The sequence below is a fragment of the Commensalibacter sp. M0133 genome (genome assembly GCF_016101485.1).
In the GTDB taxonomy this organism is placed as follows: domain Bacteria; phylum Pseudomonadota; class Alphaproteobacteria; order Acetobacterales; family Acetobacteraceae; genus Commensalibacter; species Commensalibacter melissae.
Genome location: NZ_JACFQI010000001.1, coordinates 667,647 through 683,821, shown reverse-complemented (window position 1 = coordinate 683,821; position 16,175 = coordinate 667,647). Strand labels below are relative to the sequence as shown.

Below are 16,175 nucleotides of genomic sequence, written 5' to 3'. Positions count from 1 at the left end.
CTTAATTTTTTTGGTTTTTTTTACCAATCCGAGGTTCTGTACCGTTGCTGAGACGGTATATGTTGGTTCTATGACGAAAAAATATGAGTAAACTTATAAGAAGGGCGGGAAATAAAAGAGGGGTTTTAAGATCAAGATGATTGAAAATCATAATGAATAAAGGCCATGCAACAAATGCGGACAACCCTCCTATAGAGGAAATTCGGGACAGTCTGGCGGCAAGTAACCATACAATACATGATAATAGGCCAGCAATAGGTGTTAAGGCAAGGCTGACACCTAACCCCGTAGCAACACCTTTTCCACCTTTGAAATTTATCCAAACGGGAAAACAATGGCCGACTACTACAAAAATTGCGGCAAGTGATTCGGCTTGAACTGTATAGTTAATGGCAAAAATATAGGCACACCATATTGCAAAAGAACCTTTCCCCATATCGAGTAAAAGAGTTAAAACCGCTAGTTTTTTTTTGCCTGTACGTAAAACATTTGTGGCGCCAATATTGCCTGAACCGATTTGGCGAATATCTCCCATTCCACCAATATAGCTAACCAACATTCCAAAAGGAATGCTGCCAATCAGATAGGACAAAAAGATAATGCCTGCCATTAATGTCCATGCATATTGGGGTATATGCCAAATCATAGGGTCTCTCTTTTGTAAATACAGCGTCCCATTTTCCAGGTTCCAAGGACGACACCTGGAAGGACACGATTGTCAAATGGGGTGTTTTGAGCCCGTCCTGGTAATTTTCCCGCTTCAACCTGCCAGGTTTGATCCGGATCAAACAAGCATAAATCTGCAACATTTCCTCTGGCAAGCGTTCCGATAGGTTGACGCAGGATTTTCGCAGGATTGTTACTTAAAAGTGAAATAGCCTTTGCGAGGGGCAGATTGCCATTTTTGACTTGAATAAGGGTAACACTTAAAAGGGTAACTAGCCCTGTTCCGCCCGGAGCCGCCTCTGCAAAGGGTAAACGTTTGTCATCCACATCTCTTGGAAGATGATCCGAGGCGATTGCATCAATGGTTCCATCTGCCAATCCCTGACAGATTGCAAGACGATCCGCTTCGGAACGGAGTGGTGGGGAAAGTTTGGCATAGGTTCTAAAATCACCAATGGCCTCTTCATTCAAGTCAAAATAGACCGGGGCGGTATCACAGCTGATATTCAATCCCTTTGATTTTGCCTGTCGAATTAGATTAAGTCCCTCCGCGGTGGAAATATGTCCAAAATGTAATCGACAATTTGTTTGTTCCGCCAATCGTAAATCACGGGCAATCATAATTGCTTCAGCCGCAGTTGGAACAGAAGGCAAACCAAGTCTTGTTGCCAGCTCTCCCTGGGTAGCACTGCTATTTTTGGCCAGACTGGGATCTTCGGGATGCTGAATGATCAATCCGTCAAATCCACTTGCATAGGCCATGGTCTGCATCATCAAGCGGGTATCTGCAAGCGCCTTGTCTCCGTCCGTGAAACCAATGGCGCCAGCCTCTTGAAGCAAGCCTATCTCTGCAAGTTCCTTTCCCTCACAACCAACAGTTAATGCACCATAAGGAAGAATGGACACCGATTTTGTTATTTCACCCTTGGCCTTTAGCAGGGTTACCAACGCGGGATTGTCGATGGCGGGGTTACTATTAGGTAGAATCGCCATGGTGGTTATCCCACCTGCAGAAGCCGCTTCTGCTGCGGTAGCAATGGTTTCCCGATATTCAAATCCAGGCTCTCCCACGGTTACCCGCATATCAACAAGACCAGGACAAAGAATGGATCCTTTTCCATCAATGACGTCGCAATCTGATGGTTGCCCTTCTGTTTCCAGAAGATCTATTCCGGCAATTTTATCATTTTTGACAAGAAGTTTTCCCGGTTGATTCAATCCTGATTGAGGGTCAATTAAATGGACATTGGTGAAAAGAATTGGTTTCATGGCTGCGCCTTTATGTGAGAGAATTTTTCAAGAACTGCCATTCTTACGGCAACACCCATTTCGACTTGTTCCTGTATGACGCTTTGATGTGGATCATCGGCAACATGACTGTCAATCTCTATTCCCCGGTTTAATGGTCCGGGATGCATGACCAATGCATTTGACTTTGCAAGGTTTAACCGTCTTCGATCCAGTCCAAAGAAACGAAAATATTCACGGGTACTTGGAATTAATCCAGCACTCATTCTTTCTCTTTGAAGACGCAACATCATGATAACATCAACATTTTTAACCCCTTCATCCATTGAGTAATAAGGGGTAGCACCCATTTTAGCGATTGTTGAAGGCAATAAGGTCCTTGGACCAATAACCCTTACATTGCAACCCATTGTGTTAAGAAGGATTATGTTTGAACGGGCAACTCGGCTATGAGCTATATCTCCACATATTGCAACAGTCAAACCTGTCAATTTTCCAAAGTGGCGACGAATTGTTAATGCATCAAGCAAAGCTTGAGTGGGATGTTCATGAGTTCCATCGCCGGCATTGATGACACTTGCATCGACTTTTTGGGCAAGAAGCGCAGGAGCACCAGATTGTGCATGTCGAATGACAAGCAAATCAGCTCGCATAGCGTTTAAGGTATAGGCCGTATCCAGTAATGTTTCCCCCTTGCTGACCGAAGAAGTGGAAACGGACATGTTAATGACATCAGCACCCAGACGTTTCCCCGCTAGTTCGAAAGATGTACGAGTGCGGGTACTATTTTCAAAAAACAGGGTGATTAACGTACGTTCTCTCAACAGATTGCGAGGGGTCTTGCGAGAACGGTTTAGTAAGGCATAGTTTTCTGCCCGGTCCAGTAATATTTCAATTTGGTCTTCGGGAAGTCCTTCTATACCAAGAAAATGCTGTCCAAAGGAATTAACCATTAATTACGGCTCCTAATCTAGCCAAAACCTCATTTTTGCCTAATGCGAGAAGTGTGTCATCAATTCCTGGCGACATGGTGCTTCCCGTTACAGCCGCCCGTAAAGGCTGGGCAACTTTACCCAATTTCAGGTTTTCCTTTTCAGCAAATGCATGTAAACAGATATTGATAGACTCTTTTGTGAATTCAGGTAGTTTATTCAGTTCCACGACAAGTTTACTTAACAAGGCACAGTTATTTTCATTCAATAATTTTTGTGCCTTGTCCGTAAAATTTAATGGAATTGACATACAAAGGAAAGAAGCATTTTCAGCCAATTCATTCAGATTTTTGGCGCGTTCTTTCAATCCAGGCATTAACAGTTTGATTTTCTGTTCATTATTCTGGCTTAAATCAAGGTCTTTCCGTCCCTTCAAACGAGACAATACATCTTTGGTTAGTCTTACATCATCTGCCTGTCTTAACCAGTATCCATTAACATGTGTTAATTTGGCATAATCCATTCGAGATGGAGAACGGCCAACACCATCCAGATCAAATAACCTAATTTGATCTTTCCGACTGAGTATTTCCTCATCTCCATGACCCCAGCCTAATCTAAGCAGGTAGTTACATAAAGCCTCAGGCAAATATCCTTCATCACGAAATTCAACAACCGAACTTGCACCATGTCGTTTGGACAATTTCGCACCATCGGGACCATGAATAAGGGGAAGGTGGGCAAATTGGGGAATATTCCATTCCATCGCGCGATAGATCATTAATTGTCTAAAACTATTGGTTAAATGGTCATCGCCACGAATGACATGGGTGATATTCATGTCATGATCATCGCAGACAACAGCGTGTTGATATGTTGGGGTTCCATCAGCGCGTAGGATAATCATGTCATCCAGTTCGATATTGGCGACGGTGACCTCTCCTTGAACAAGGTCTTGAATAACGGTTTCACCTTCTTTGGGGGCCTTGATGCGAACGGTATAAGGTGCATTGGAGGGTGCCTCGGATGGATCACGGTCACGCCAGTATCCGTTATAACGGGGAGGTTTTCCCTCAGCCAGTGCCTTGGCACGCATTTGAGCCAAATCCTCTGGTGTGCAGAAACATTTATAGGCTTTTCCTGTCTCGAGAAGATGAAGGGCGATTTCCTGGTGTCTTTTAATTCTTGTCGATTGAAAAACAGGCGGTTCGTCAGGTGTTAACCCCATCCATGCCAGTCCATCAAGAATAACATCAACAGCTTCTTGAGTGGAACGCTCTCTGTCAGTATCCTCAATCCGTAATAAGAATTCGCCATGATGATGTTTGGCATAAAGATAGTTGAATAGTGCAGCGCGAGCATTGCCAATATGAAGCAATCCCGTTGGACTTGGAGCAAAACGTGTACGAACGGTCATGGGTATCTTTCTTGCACGTAGAATGAAAAGTGAATTGAAATAATGTTTATATTAATTATTAAAAATAAAGATATGAAGTCTAGAAAAAAAATATTTTTATGGAGTTTTTGAACTATCTTAGACAGCATAAAAAATGTCATTGCTCTGTTGGCAAGGGAAACTGACCATTCGAAATTATGGATGCCTGTGTTATTGGGTCTTGGAAGTCTGATTTATTTCACTCTTACGAGCGAACCAGATTTATCATATGGTTTTATATTTTCAATATTCGGTTTGATAGGAATGGCAGTCATTCGATGGCGTTATCCCCTTCAACTGAATCTCTATATTTTTCACTGTGTTGTTTTTTTATTGGGATCAGGGTTTTGTCTTGCATGGTTACAAACACATCGACAGGAACCTTTTTACCGTTTGCCAACGCATGCGGCCACAATGAAAGGAAAAATTCGTCGAATAGAGATTTTATCAAGTGGAAAAACCCGCATTTTAGTACATCATGTTCATTTTTTATCATATCCAGAATCTGAACAGAAAGAATGGCATCGATATATTCAAATTACATTATTCCGTACCGATCATTCCCAATTTAATGTCGGAGATTGGATAGAGGTTAAAGCGATGCTGAAGCATCCATTTCCTCCAGTTAGAATGGCGAGTTATGATTTGCAATTTCATGATTGGTTTAAAAATATTGGTGCTTATGGATATGCTATCGCTCCTATTAACGTAATTAGAAAAAGCGATAAAACCTCAATACAATTGATACGTGAAAAAATAGCCTGTCGTATCAGGATTTTATTGCCTGGTGAGACTGGTGCAATTGCGCAAATTCTATTAACCGGAATTGATGCGAATTTATCTCAAGAAAACAGACATGTTTTTGCTGTGGCCGGACTGGCCCATTTATTGGCCATTGCTGGTCTGCATCTGGGAACGGTGATGTTGATTGTTGGCGGTACAGTACGCTGGCTTTTATTGCGAAGTGAATATATTGCCTTGCATTGGCCAGTGAAAATGATTGCGTTATCAATTGGATGGATTGCAGGTTGTATCTATCTTCTTCTTACAGGATTTCATTTGCCGGCAATTCGTAGTCTGATAATGGCAAGTTTGATCGTTTTCGCCCTGTCTATGGATCGTCGAAGTTTATCAATGCATAATTTGATGCTGGCAGCATTGATGATTTTGATTTTTTCACCCTCATCGATCATGAACGTATCCTTTCAAATGTCTATGGCAGCTGTGATGGCTATAATTGCAGGATATGGTTGGGGATATGACCGTTTTTTAAAAAAATCCAAGAACACTTGTGGTTTAAAAAAATTTTTTTTCTATATTTTGGAGGCTGCATGGATCAGTTTCCTGGCTGGCTTGGCAGTATGTCCAATTGTTATGGCTCATTTTCATGAACTGAATTTATATTTTATTTTGGCAAATTTGATTGCGGTTCCTGTAACAATGTTTTTGATCATGCCAACTGGATTACTATCCCTGGTAACTATCGGGACAGGAATTGATTATTATTTTTTACATTTGATGGCGTATGGAATTAATTTGGTAATTAATACAGCCCGAATTGTTAATGATTTCCCTTATGCGGTTATATGGGTTAAGGATATGCCTGGATGGGGGTTGACATGCTATTTTATTGGATTATGCATTATCTGTTTATGCGTGACTCGATTAAAAAGTACCGGCATTCTTCTGATTACGATAGGGATTATATCCTGTTTATGGGGTAAAAATCCTGATCTGGTAACATCTGCGGATGGACAAATGATTGCCATTCGACGAACTGGGTTTATTTGGGTAATTTGTCAGCATGGATGCAACAAATATACGATTGAGGGATGGAAACAATACTTGGGTGTATCAAAAGTGAGAATTCAATTTTCTCACAATCATGACAGAAATATTCTTTGCAAGGATTTTTATTGCAAATTGCTGGATGAACATGTTTTGATCATATTAAAAAAACCTGAGAATCTCTTTTTCCAAGCTGAAATATGTCATGCTATGCGGTTGGAAATTTCTTTATTATGGGAACAGCGTTTATGTCCTGATATATCATTTGTTGATAAAGAAAAAAACTGGGTATATGGATCACATAGCATATGGTTGAATTCAAACAAGATCAAAAATGATTTGTCATTAAGAGGCAATCGTCCATGGGTTATGGAACCAATTCAACGTGGTATTCCGAATTTACCCGAAGCTTTGAGTGAATAAATCAAAACGGACTTATGTTTTTATCTTGGTAATGGCATATTTGCACAACAGGACAGTGCCAGCATTCAGGTTTTTTAGCCTTACAGCAATAGCGTCCATGTAAAATCAACCAATGATGTGATTTCGCAATCAATTCTCGGGGAATATTTGTTACTAGATTTTTTTCAACATCGAGGGGTGTCTTGCCGGAAGCTAGACCTGTGCGATTGCCTATTCGAAATATATGCGTATCAACTGCCATGGCAGGTTGATCAAAAGCAACACTTAATACTACATTTGCTGTTTTTCTTCCAACACCGGGTAAAGCTTCCAAAGCCTCTCTTGTTTGCGGGACTTGCCCATTATAATTTTCGATCAATTGTTTGGAAAGCGCTATAACATTTCGGGACTTGGCACGCCATAAACCGATGGAATTGATAAAGGGAACTAATTTTTCCTCACCAAGAGCAACCATTGCTTCAGGTGTAGATGCAATCTTGAACAATTTATTTGTGGCTTTATTAACAGATATGTCAGTTGCCTGAGCCGACAAAACAACGGATACTAAAAGCGTGTAGGGTGAAGAATAATTCAGTTCAGTTTTAGCGTCCGGACGTGCCTTGGCAAGAAGACGAATGAATTCCTTGATTTCTTTCTTATTCATTGCCTTTGCTAAAGGTGTTTCTTTATCTGCTTTAATAATCATGGAAAAATTTTAATTAAGCAAATGGTAACTTTTTCCCACCAAGAATATGAAAGTGAAAATGGAAAACTTCTTGGCCGGAATTCCTGCCAATATTGCTGATAATGCGATAACCATCTTTGTCAAGACCCAATAAATTGGCTACATGTGCAACAGCCTTGGTAAAAGCCACAATTTCCTCGGGGGCTGCACGTTGAGAAAAATCAGCATAGGAGGTATAAGGGTTTTTGGGAATGACCAAGGCATGAATTGGTGCCTTGGGGGCTACATCGTGAAACGCCAACACATATTCATTTTCATAAATTGTTTTTGCTGGAATTTCTTTTTTCAAAATTTTAGCAAATATATTTTGAGAATCGTAACGAACTGAAGTTGAAGCCATTGTTTCACCTGTTATTTTGAAGATTTTAAATTACGAGAAGCCTTTTCCTCGATCCCGCTTATTTTCTCTCTTTTATGAAGTTCCGCCCAAACATCTTCAGGCGATATATCTGTTATAACCCACATGGCCAACAAATGATACAAAACATCGGCACTTTCACTGATCAGGTTTTGTGGATTTTTTGTGGCACATTCAATCAGGCATTCAACAGCTTCTTCACCGAATTTCTGTGCAACCTTGTGTGACCCTTTTTTCAGTAATTTGGCGGAATAGCTTTTTTGAGGGTCATTATTTTTTCTTTCTTCAATCTTTTTATATAGACGATCAAGAATTTCACCATTTAGATTGGATTTCATACCTTGTTTCCTTTATTAAATACAGATCAGGAAAGGCGGACGGGAATGTTGTTTCCTGCCAGAGACTTTTTTACCTGCTCAATCGTAAATTGGCCAAAATGAAAAACGCTGGCTGCAAGTAATCCTGTTGCTCCTGTTTGTGCGCCTTCGGTAAAATGTTGTAATTGACCCACACCCCCCGAAGCAATCACAGGGACATTAACATTACTGTTAATTGCTTTCAGAAGATCAAGATCAAAACCTTTTCCCGTACCATCACGATCCATGCTGGTAATTAAAAGCTCACCAGCACCACGTCTGGTCATTTCCTTTGCCCATTGAATGACATTAATACCCGTTGGATTACGACCACCATGACTGTAGACCTCCCATGAACCTTTATTATCAGATCGTGCGTCAATAGCAACAACGATACATTGACTGCCAAATTTATTAGCTCCATCATTAACAAGATCCGGATTTTTAATGGCTGCGGAATTAATGGTGCATTTATCCGCTCCTGCTAAAAGAAGCGCACGTATATTGTCCGGTGTACGAATACCCCCGCCAACAGTCAAAGGAAGAAAAATTTTTTCCGCTGTACGATTCACCACATCAATGATGGTGTTTCTGTTTTCATTGCTTGCGGTTATATCCAGAAATGTCAATTCATCGGCACCTGCCTTATCATAAACCAATGCCTGTTCAACGGGATCACCGGCATCACGTAGGGAGACAAAATTGACTCCCTTGACCACACGTCCGTTCTTAACATCAAGACAGGGAATGACACGGGTTTTCAACATGTTTCCAACACCTTTAAAGCGTCATTGATCCGAATGCGTCCATCATAGAGGGCTCGACCAACAATTACCCCCTCTATTCCTGGCTCCTGATTGGCAACGTTTCGTAATGCCTCAATATGTGCAAGGTTACCAATGCCTCCACTGGCGATAATCGGTATCTGGAGATGATGGGCAAGATTGGCAGTTTGTTCAAGATCAAGTCCGGATAACATGCCATCTCGTTCAATTTCAGTAAAGATAATGGCAGAAGCACCGCTGTCCTGTAAACGTAAGGCGAGGTCTAGGGCTTTCATTTCAGAGGTTTCCGCCCAACCTTCGGTGGATACATATCCTTTTTTGGCATCAATACCAATCACGATTTGACCAGGAAAGGATTTGCAGGCCTGATAAACTAGTCTGGAATTTTTAACGGCGACACTACCGAGAATAACTCTTTTTATGCCCTTATAAAGCCAATATTCGATAGCATTTAGGTCCCGTATTCCACCTCCAAGTTGAACAGGCACCTGAGAATTGGCAAGAATGCTTAAAATAGCTTCTGTATTAACAGATTTTTTTGCAAAGGCACCATCAAGATCAACAACATGTAACCATTTACAACCCTGATTATTCCAGTTTCGAGCTTGTTCACCGGGATTGTCAGAATATATTGTTGCCTGATCCATTTCACCCTGACGTAATCGAACACATTGACCATTTTTCAAATCAATCGCGGGATATAATGTTAGGGGATGGACTGCTGAAGAAAAGCTGGACATAAATAAGTTACACTTCATGAAGTTAAAATTATGGTAGGTTCAAAAAGGATTTATATAAAAAATATCCCCTGAAAATTTGCCCGTTGATTTTTCGATAATAAGGGTGGGTTGCCCAATGATGATATCCATTTTTCAAATAAAACTGAAATAATTTTTTCTGACTTTCATCAATTTGCACATTAATGATCGGGAAACCTAGTTGGGCAATGGTCTGTTCGATTTTTAGAAGTAAACGTTTACTGACGCCGACATTTATGGCATAGGGTGCAACTGCAAAAATGGTGATTTTTGCAGCAATATAGGGAGATTCCTCTTCTTTTAGTGGTGTTTCAACCTCGCAAAATGCGACAATATGTCCATCCATTCGACCTGTGAAAAGAGTTTTTTCGGGAACAAGTAACGATCCCTTTATATAGCTTTCCAACAATTGTCTTGGTGGTGCCTTAACCCAGCGACAATGATAACCAGCCAGTATTGCGGCTTCCAGAGATTCACAGATTGCATGCAAATCATCATCATTATCAAGGGTGGTAATTTGTTCTAATTCGATTTTTGGAAGTAGGTTTGAGTTGATGTTATCCATTGTAATTAATAAATACTTGCTAAGCGGGGGTAGGATTCCATCTTAGGAAATTTGCCAAAATATGTAATCCAACCTGTTGACTCTTTTCGACATGAAACTGCGTGCCAATCGCATTCTTTTTGGCGATGATGGCCGGAATGGATATGCCATAATCGGTTGTAGCGATAATATCCTTGTTATCTTCAGCGGACAAAGCATATGAATGGACAAAATATGCATGATCACCTGGATTTATTCCATTCATAACAGGATGTGCATTTACTTTAAAATTTAGTTCATTCCATCCCATATGGGGTAAAGGTAAATCTGTTGTATCGATAGGTTTTATTTTACCCTGGATCCATCCCAAACCTTTGGTTGTTTTATGTTCCAATCCCTGTTCAGCCATTATTTGCATGCCAACACAAATTCCTAGGAAAGGGGTCCCTTGCTGAACTTTGGCATTTAACGATTCAAGCAAACCGGGAATGGATTGCAATCCACTCATGCAATCTGCAAACGCTCCCTGCCCAGGTAATATAAGACGGTCCGCATTTTGAATATGTTCTGGTTTGTTGCTGATTTCAACATCAACAGGCAGATTGATCATGTGGGCCGCCGCAATCAGGGCGCGTTGAGCGGAGGCAAGGTTTCCGCCGTTATAATCAATAACAATAATGTTGTCGGGTTTATGTTTCATGAATTGATATAGTTTGTTAAACGGGGTTTTTTATCAAGTAAACGAAGAAGGGCAAATTTCTTATTGGGTGCGGCAATTACGGTTTGAAGATTCCATCCTGCCCATTGCAATTCGGTTCTTTGAAAGTGGAAGGCAAAGCAACCTACTATAAAATGTACCAAAGCCATCAAGAAGAAAGATGGATGTATCCAGATAATCAGTGAAAAACAGACACTTAAAAGAATTAATCCATGAATCCAGCTTTTTTGGACAAAAAGACCAACAGGTCCAAGTATAAATACGAGCCAGGAAAAACCCTCAGGCACTAGTTTTAATTCGGAAGGTTGGTTTTGGTTTGCATAGACAGTAAAATATTTCACAACACACCTTTGGTTGATGGAATGGAATGCAAAGCACGTGAATCGAATTCACAAGCCATTCGCAAAGCACGTGCAGTTGCTTTAAATGTTGCCTCGGCAATATGATGGGAATTACGACCCGCATGCAATATTGCATGCAAGTTCAAATGGGCGCTCATCACAAACCCACGAAAAAATTCTTCAAATAATTCGGTATCCATCTTTCCTATCTTTTCTGTTGGAAAAGACACGTTCCATGCCAGGTATGGGCGACCAGAAATATCGATAACGACTTCGCTCAAGGCCTCATCCAGAGGAACAGAGGCTTGTCCAAACCGACAGATTCCTTTTTTCTCTCCAATCGCGTTCTGGAATGCTTGACCCAAAGTTATGCCGACATCTTCCACTGTATGATGAAAATCAATATGTAGATCGCCTTTGACCATTATGTCCAAGTTAAACAAGCCATGTTTGGTAAGAGCTGTCAGCATGTGGTCAAAAAAACCGATTCCCGTTTCGATATTGGACTGACCTGCTCCATCAAGATTTAGGGTGAGCTGGATATCTGTTTCCGAGGTTTTGCGATGTACGGATACCTGTCTTTGCGTATTCATAAAAGATAACTTTAAAATATAAATTATATTTGACATTCAATTAATAACTTGCTTTTGCCGGAATGCCAAGATTAAAGAGTAAGAAATGAAATTATGAAATCATGAATTTCTTATGAATAAAACTTAAATTCATAATACTTTTTACGTATTTTTGTCTCGGGGAAATTACAGTAAGTTTAGATTTGATATGAAACTTACATTATAAATGGTAAAATTATAAATAACTTTATTGTAATGGATAATTTTATGTCAAATATTGATTTTCTGCTTTCTCGTTTTTCATGTGGTTCATTAACTCAACCTGCGCCAAATGACGATGAATTGCATCAAATTTTATCAACAGCGATGCGGGCTCCTGATCATGGGCGCTTACGTCCCTGGCGTTTTGTGATTATTGGTAAAGAGTATCGAGAAAAATGGGTAAGATCATTGGAAAAGATCCTTACAAAACCGGATTCTTGTTATCCCCCCGCTTATATAACCAAAATAGTGCAAAATTTTTCGAATGCCCCTTTGATCTTGGCACTTGGATTTCGTCAATTTCATGATGACAAGACGTCTATCTCCCTTGATGAACAGTTGATGGCAGCATCAGCGGCAACCATGAATATATTGAATGCTGTCCATGTTCTGGGATTTGGTGCAAAATGGATTACAGGCCCCATTGATGTCCCTGAAATTACGGAATTATTGGGACTGAAAAAACCGTATAGAATGATCGGGTTTATGTTTATCGGAACACCTGTGGAAGGATCTGAGGCACCTCCACGGGTTTCAGTGGATGATTATGTCGCTAACTGGCAGGGAAGTGCAGTAAATTTCAAAATTGATTCATAAATAGTTAAAGAGATGAAACGATGTTAAAAATTAAAGATATGATGGATGTTGTTGTGATTGGCGGGGGTCCTGCAGGATTAAGTGCGGCATTGTCCCTGGAAGGGATTGGACTGAAAGTCACTGTTATTGATCCAGCCCCAATGACAGCTTTGCAAGAACCTTCTTTTGATGGTCGTGAAATAGCTTTGACCCATCATTCCGTTTCATTGATGAAATCAATGGGGATATGGGATCGTATTCCTCAAGATGAAATTTCTTCGCTCAGGGAGGCCAGGGTTGAGAATGGGGAAGAAAACAATCCTTTGATTTTTGACACGCAGGGAAAGGGCGAAGAGGCTCTTGGTTATCTTGTCCCAAATCATCTGATCCGAAAGGCAACATTTGAAGAGGTTCAATCTCGTGAAGGGATTACTGTTTTATCCAATACACGCTGTAATAAATTAAATTGCTTTGTTGATTATGCCCGGGTTGAATATTCCAATGCAGATCAGGACGATGCAGTTTTTTCTACAAAACTGGCTGTTGTAAGTGACGGACGTTTCTCCAAAATAAGGGACAGTCTTAAAATTGGATATTTGCTGCATGATTTTCATCGTCATATGATGGTATGTCGTATGAAGCATGAGTTGCCTCATCATCAAGTTGCCTTGCAATGGTTTGACAAAGGACAGACTGTTGCCTTACTGCCATTGAATAATAATGTCACTTCTGTTGTATTGTCTCTTCCTCCTGATGAAATGAATCGGGTCAGATCGTTGGAAGCCGAACAATTCAATCTGGAAATAATGAAACGCATACATGGACGGCTTGGAAAAATGGAGCTTGTTTCCACCCGGCATGTTTATCCTTTGAAAACTGTATTTGCCAACCGGTTTGAAACAAGACATGCTGCCTTGGTCGGCGATACGGCTATTGGAATGCATCCTATCACAGCCCATGGTTACAATTTTGCCCTGATTGCCCAGGAAATCCTGGCAGATGAAGTTTTGGCAGGTTTAAAAAGGGGAGAGGAAATCGGCACATCGAAACAATTACGTCATTTCGAAAAACGGTTAAGAATCAAAACCATGCCGATGTTTACCCTGACAAACACTATTGCAACGCTTTATACACGTGAAGAAAAGGGATTGTGGAAATTAAGGAGGTTAGGCATTAAAACAGCCAATTTACTAAAGCCTGTTAAGAATAAAGTCGTGGATACCCTAATTGATAAAACCACAACATTGCCTTCTCCAAAATCGATTTTATCGAAAAAATTTTGATTAATTCACTTTTAAAATAAACAAGATGAAATAGTAATAATTTATTGTATCATCTTGTTACATTAAAGAATTTGTAAAAACCAACAATTTACAATTCAATTTTCCTGCGTTTTTGGCGAAGGACTGATTCAATCCATTCATTTAATTTCTTCGTATTTTTCTCGGCATTTTCCAGATCTGGGTAAAAATCGGGAAAACGCAAGGATAGCCAGCGCCAACTTACCAGGCGTTTATGCATTTTTTCAGCGCGTTCAAGTTCGCGTCGGGATGCCTGGACTGGATTCGGTAGTTTTCCAGATCCAGGGGCGGATATGGTTTTGCCGGCAGCATGATCCGCTGCCCAATGGGTAAGCCGTTGAATGCCATTGTCACGGTCATCGACCGGACATGTTGAATATGTCCAGCGATCTTTAAGGGAAAGACCATCCACTCCCTCCAGTGAGGATGCAATCGCGAATGTTTCCTCCATTTTTGCCAATCTATAATTAGGATCATCAGGACGTAAAACAGCCCGTTTCAAGCGTGTCAATACACCGAATAAACTCGTTGAATTGATTTCATTGGCAATTGCTTGAACAATATCACTGTCAGGTTGCACCAAGGGCCGCAAATCATCTTCCTGGATTGGAGGGGCCTCTAGATTACGATGGATGAAGGCAGGATCGCCCGCACCAGCCATAATACCTACAATTCCGTTTTCATGCTTGCCATATCGACCTGCACGTCCGCCTATTTGCTTGATTTCCTGGGATGTGAGAGGGCGCCTGTTTTGACCATCGAATTTGAAGATCGTGCTGAATATAACACGTTTGATGGCTAAATTTAATCCCATACCGATAGCGTCTGTTGCGATTAAAATATCTGCCTCGCCATTATTGAAGCGTTTTGCTTCCGCCCGCCTGACTTCCGGACTCAAGGCCCCATATATTACAGCAACGCGGTGACCTTTCTGCATTAGAAGGGAACGTAGATCCAAAACCTCTTTTCTTGAAAAGGCGATAAGTGCATCACCCGTTCTCAATTTTGATAACCTGATTGGCGAACTGGCAGTGATAAGGGGACTTTTTCTTTGTAGAATAATCTCGTCACAGGGATCATCACATAAATTGGCAATGCGTTTGACAATAGGGATACATTCTGGTGAACCCAGAACAAAAACATGGCGTGCCGGAACGCCCATAATTGCAGCCGTCCATGCTGCGCCACGATCAGGATCTGTCAGCATTTGCGCCTCATCAATCAACGCCACATCAACAGGATTGTCCATCGGGCACATTTCTACAGTAGCTGCCAGAAAACGGCTTCTAGGGATAATATTGCGCTCCTCACCCGTTTTCAAGGATGCCTCAATATCACGTTCCGCCAGGGCTTCCTTGAATTCATGCGCCAATAAACGTAGTGGTGCAAGGGCAATTCCACTCTCACTTTTAGCCATTGTTTCCAAGGCAGTATAAGATTTTCCACTGTTGGTTGGTCCAGTCACAATGGTGATATGTCTTTTCAGGGAGCGGGCTGTTATAAAATGCCCTGCATATCGATCCATTGCCGCTACATTGGCCAATACCTTGTTTTTGATATTGAGATCACCAAGGTTTATATATTTACCCTTTTTTCCCTTAGGGACTTCTTCGATCCAACTTGAAATTTGATTGCGTAATTTTCTCAATTCAACAGGATCAAATTTCCAAATATCTTTTCCGCGTTTCTTTATTTTCTGGGCAATTGGAATTCTGTTCTGTCCAATCCATTTTAGGGCATCCCTGGACGAGCAATGCAATATTGTGGGTATATCCTTGAAGCTTACAAGGCTATTTTCCCATTCTCTTTGTCGTTTTATCTCCTGTTTCTTACGGGCCTTGGCTGTTTGTAGTAACTGTTCATCTTTTTCTTTATTGATCTTATAATCTGTCAAAATCTGATCAATAAAACTATCTTTATCCTGTATTTCAAAAGCCATGGCAACGGTATCTGCCATAATTGTCAATTGTTCATTATCAAATGTTCTAGCTGAGACATTATTGGTTTCAAGCTGTAAATTCTGAATTGCCTCATGGGCATTGCCGCTTGATTGTTTCAAACGGTTTCCTAGAGCAATTTGCAATACATTTTCAAAATTAGTTTCATTGGGTTCAGGTGTGTGAATAAACGAAACCGCCCATGCAATATCTTCGGGTTGTACCCAAACATATTTTTTTTGTTGGACAAGCTGGGTTAATTTTTTGGTCCATTCCTTTCTACGAATAATACAGAGAAGTTTTATAAAATTTGCTGGTGCAATCGTGTCAGAATCAGTTTCAAGTTGGCGTTCAATGAGTTTTTTTAGACGATTTTCCTCTTGAGGCGTAATATCTAGCCGGGTTTCTTGTAAGACTTTGTAAAGGGCAAGTTCAGCAGGGGATGAGTTCAT

The 16,175-nt window shown here is 40.7% G+C and carries 17 protein-coding genes; 3 read left to right on the top strand and 14 right to left on the bottom strand.

Annotated elements, in window-relative coordinates; genetic code table 11:
- Position 1 precedes the first annotated feature (1 nt).
- From plsY to gltX, 4 genes are read right to left on the bottom strand one after another with little or no spacing between them, the layout of a single operon-like run.
- Entirely contained in the window at positions 2-646 is a 645-nt protein-coding gene (gene plsY / locus H3T46_RS03090; RefSeq protein WP_198197365.1) for a glycerol-3-phosphate 1-O-acyltransferase PlsY, read from the bottom strand.
- A complete protein-coding gene (locus H3T46_RS03085) occupies positions 643-1,935 on the bottom strand; it encodes a dihydroorotase family protein (protein ID WP_198197364.1) in 1,293 nt (430 codons plus the stop codon). Before H3T46_RS03085 ends, plsY begins: the two co-directional genes overlap by 4 nt.
- The gene (locus H3T46_RS03080) at positions 1,932-2,867 is read right to left on the bottom strand and encodes an aspartate carbamoyltransferase catalytic subunit (protein WP_155565670.1); all 936 of its coding nucleotides are present in this window, start codon (positions 2,865-2,867) and stop codon (positions 1,932-1,934) included. The genes H3T46_RS03085 and H3T46_RS03080 overlap by 4 nt, the downstream gene beginning before the upstream one ends.
- Positions 2,860-4,263: a glutamate--tRNA ligase gene (gene gltX, locus H3T46_RS03075; protein WP_198197363.1), complete on the bottom strand. Its 1,404-nt coding sequence runs from the start codon at positions 4,261-4,263 to the stop codon at positions 2,860-2,862. The genes H3T46_RS03080 and gltX overlap by 8 nt, the downstream gene beginning before the upstream one ends.
- 180 nt (positions 4,264-4,443) lie before the next feature.
- On the opposite strand from gltX, the gene H3T46_RS03070 reads away from it, so the two are divergent.
- Complete coding sequence (locus H3T46_RS03070; RefSeq protein WP_198197362.1) at positions 4,444-6,492, top strand: ComEC/Rec2 family competence protein; 2,049 nt, start codon at positions 4,444-4,446, stop codon at positions 6,490-6,492.
- Position 6,493: 1 nt separating this feature from the next.
- On the opposite strand, the gene nth is transcribed toward H3T46_RS03070, so the two are convergent.
- The 9 genes from nth to hisB are packed head-to-tail and all read right to left on the bottom strand — an operon-like array spanning position 6,494 to position 11,669.
- On the bottom strand, positions 6,494-7,177 hold the full coding sequence (gene nth / locus H3T46_RS03065) for an endonuclease III (protein WP_232349941.1): 684 nt from the start codon (positions 7,175-7,177) through the stop codon (positions 6,494-6,496).
- A gap of 13 nt (positions 7,178-7,190) precedes the next feature.
- Entirely contained in the window at positions 7,191-7,556 is a 366-nt protein-coding gene (locus H3T46_RS03060; protein ID WP_110438259.1) for a histidine triad nucleotide-binding protein, read from the bottom strand.
- 11 nt (positions 7,557-7,567) lie between these two features.
- Positions 7,568-7,912: a phosphoribosyl-ATP diphosphatase gene (locus H3T46_RS03055; RefSeq protein ID WP_110438258.1), complete on the bottom strand. Its 345-nt coding sequence runs from the start codon at positions 7,910-7,912 to the stop codon at positions 7,568-7,570.
- A gap of 26 nt (positions 7,913-7,938) precedes the next feature.
- Positions 7,939-8,697: an imidazole glycerol phosphate synthase subunit HisF gene (gene hisF / locus H3T46_RS03050; protein WP_155580653.1), complete on the bottom strand. Its 759-nt coding sequence runs from the start codon at positions 8,695-8,697 to the stop codon at positions 7,939-7,941.
- Positions 8,691-9,455, bottom strand: a complete 765-nt coding sequence (gene hisA / locus H3T46_RS09020) for a 1-(5-phosphoribosyl)-5-[(5-phosphoribosylamino)methylideneamino]imidazole-4-carboxamide isomerase (protein WP_347400748.1) — start codon at positions 9,453-9,455, stop codon at positions 8,691-8,693. Before hisA ends, hisF begins: the two co-directional genes overlap by 7 nt.
- Positions 9,456-9,483: 28 nt before the next feature.
- On the bottom strand, positions 9,484-10,038 hold the full coding sequence (locus tag H3T46_RS09015; RefSeq protein WP_347375187.1) for a GNAT family N-acetyltransferase: 555 nt from the start codon (positions 10,036-10,038) through the stop codon (positions 9,484-9,486).
- 19 nt (positions 10,039-10,057) lie between these two features.
- Positions 10,058-10,717 (bottom strand): imidazole glycerol phosphate synthase subunit HisH, encoded by a 660-nt coding sequence (hisH, locus tag H3T46_RS03040; RefSeq protein WP_155580652.1) that lies wholly within the window; start codon positions 10,715-10,717, stop codon positions 10,058-10,060.
- Positions 10,714-11,076: a hypothetical protein gene (locus H3T46_RS03035; protein WP_122123787.1), complete on the bottom strand. Its 363-nt coding sequence runs from the start codon at positions 11,074-11,076 to the stop codon at positions 10,714-10,716. Before H3T46_RS03035 ends, hisH begins: the two co-directional genes overlap by 4 nt.
- Positions 11,073-11,669 carry an imidazoleglycerol-phosphate dehydratase HisB gene (gene hisB, locus H3T46_RS03030; RefSeq protein WP_155568280.1) on the bottom strand — a complete coding sequence of 199 codons (597 nt, stop codon included), beginning with the start codon at positions 11,667-11,669 and terminating at the stop codon, positions 11,073-11,075. The genes H3T46_RS03035 and hisB overlap by 4 nt, the downstream gene beginning before the upstream one ends.
- 246 nt (positions 11,670-11,915) lie before the next feature.
- Between hisB and H3T46_RS03025 the strand changes: the two genes are divergently transcribed.
- Both H3T46_RS03025 and ubiM read left to right on the top strand, forming a co-directional pair.
- Positions 11,916-12,506 carry a nitroreductase gene (locus tag H3T46_RS03025; protein ID WP_162988599.1) on the top strand — a complete coding sequence of 197 codons (591 nt, stop codon included), beginning with the start codon at positions 11,916-11,918 and terminating at the stop codon, positions 12,504-12,506.
- A 20-nt stretch (positions 12,507-12,526) separates the two neighbouring features.
- Complete coding sequence (ubiM, locus tag H3T46_RS03020; RefSeq protein WP_196424517.1) at positions 12,527-13,768, top strand: 5-demethoxyubiquinol-8 5-hydroxylase UbiM; 1,242 nt, start codon at positions 12,527-12,529, stop codon at positions 13,766-13,768.
- Between the two features lie 88 nt (positions 13,769-13,856).
- On the opposite strand, the gene H3T46_RS03015 is transcribed toward ubiM, so the two are convergent.
- The gene (locus H3T46_RS03015) at positions 13,857-16,175 is read right to left on the bottom strand and encodes a helicase-related protein (protein ID WP_198197361.1); all 2,319 of its coding nucleotides are present in this window, start codon (positions 16,173-16,175) and stop codon (positions 13,857-13,859) included.

Coding starts and splice junctions, on each gene's coding strand:
- plsY (WP_198197365.1), bottom strand. CDS start 646: ATGATTTGGCATATACCCCAATATGCATGGACATTAATGGCAGGCATT.
- H3T46_RS03085 (WP_198197364.1), bottom strand. CDS start 1,935: ATGAAACCAATTCTTTTCACCAATGTCCATTTAATTGACCCTCAATCA.
- H3T46_RS03080 (WP_155565670.1), bottom strand. CDS start 2,867: ATGGTTAATTCCTTTGGACAGCATTTTCTTGGTATAGAAGGACTTCCC.
- gltX (WP_198197363.1), bottom strand. CDS start 4,263: ATGACCGTTCGTACACGTTTTGCTCCAAGTCCAACGGGATTGCTTCAT.
- H3T46_RS03070 (WP_198197362.1), top strand. CDS start 4,444: ATGCCTGTGTTATTGGGTCTTGGAAGTCTGATTTATTTCACTCTTACG.
- nth (WP_232349941.1), bottom strand. CDS start 7,177: ATGATTATTAAAGCAGATAAAGAAACACCTTTAGCAAAGGCAATGAAT.
- H3T46_RS03060 (WP_110438259.1), bottom strand. CDS start 7,556: ATGGCTTCAACTTCAGTTCGTTACGATTCTCAAAATATATTTGCTAAA.
- H3T46_RS03055 (WP_110438258.1), bottom strand. CDS start 7,912: ATGAAATCCAATCTAAATGGTGAAATTCTTGATCGTCTATATAAAAAG.
- hisF (WP_155580653.1), bottom strand. CDS start 8,697: ATGTTGAAAACCCGTGTCATTCCCTGTCTTGATGTTAAGAACGGACGT.
- hisA (WP_347400748.1), bottom strand. CDS start 9,455: ATGTCCAGCTTTTCTTCAGCAGTCCATCCCCTAACATTATATCCCGCG.
- H3T46_RS09015 (WP_347375187.1), bottom strand. CDS start 10,038: ATGGATAACATCAACTCAAACCTACTTCCAAAAATCGAATTAGAACAA.
- hisH (WP_155580652.1), bottom strand. CDS start 10,717: ATGAAACATAAACCCGACAACATTATTGTTATTGATTATAACGGCGGA.
- hisB (WP_155568280.1), bottom strand. CDS start 11,669: ATGAATACGCAAAGACAGGTATCCGTACATCGCAAAACCTCGGAAACA.
- H3T46_RS03025 (WP_162988599.1), top strand. CDS start 11,916: ATGTCAAATATTGATTTTCTGCTTTCTCGTTTTTCATGTGGTTCATTA.
- ubiM (WP_196424517.1), top strand. CDS start 12,527: ATGTTAAAAATTAAAGATATGATGGATGTTGTTGTGATTGGCGGGGGT.
- H3T46_RS03015 (WP_198197361.1), bottom strand. CDS start 16,175: ATGAACTCATCCCCTGCTGAACTTGCCCTTTACAAAGTCTTACAAGAA.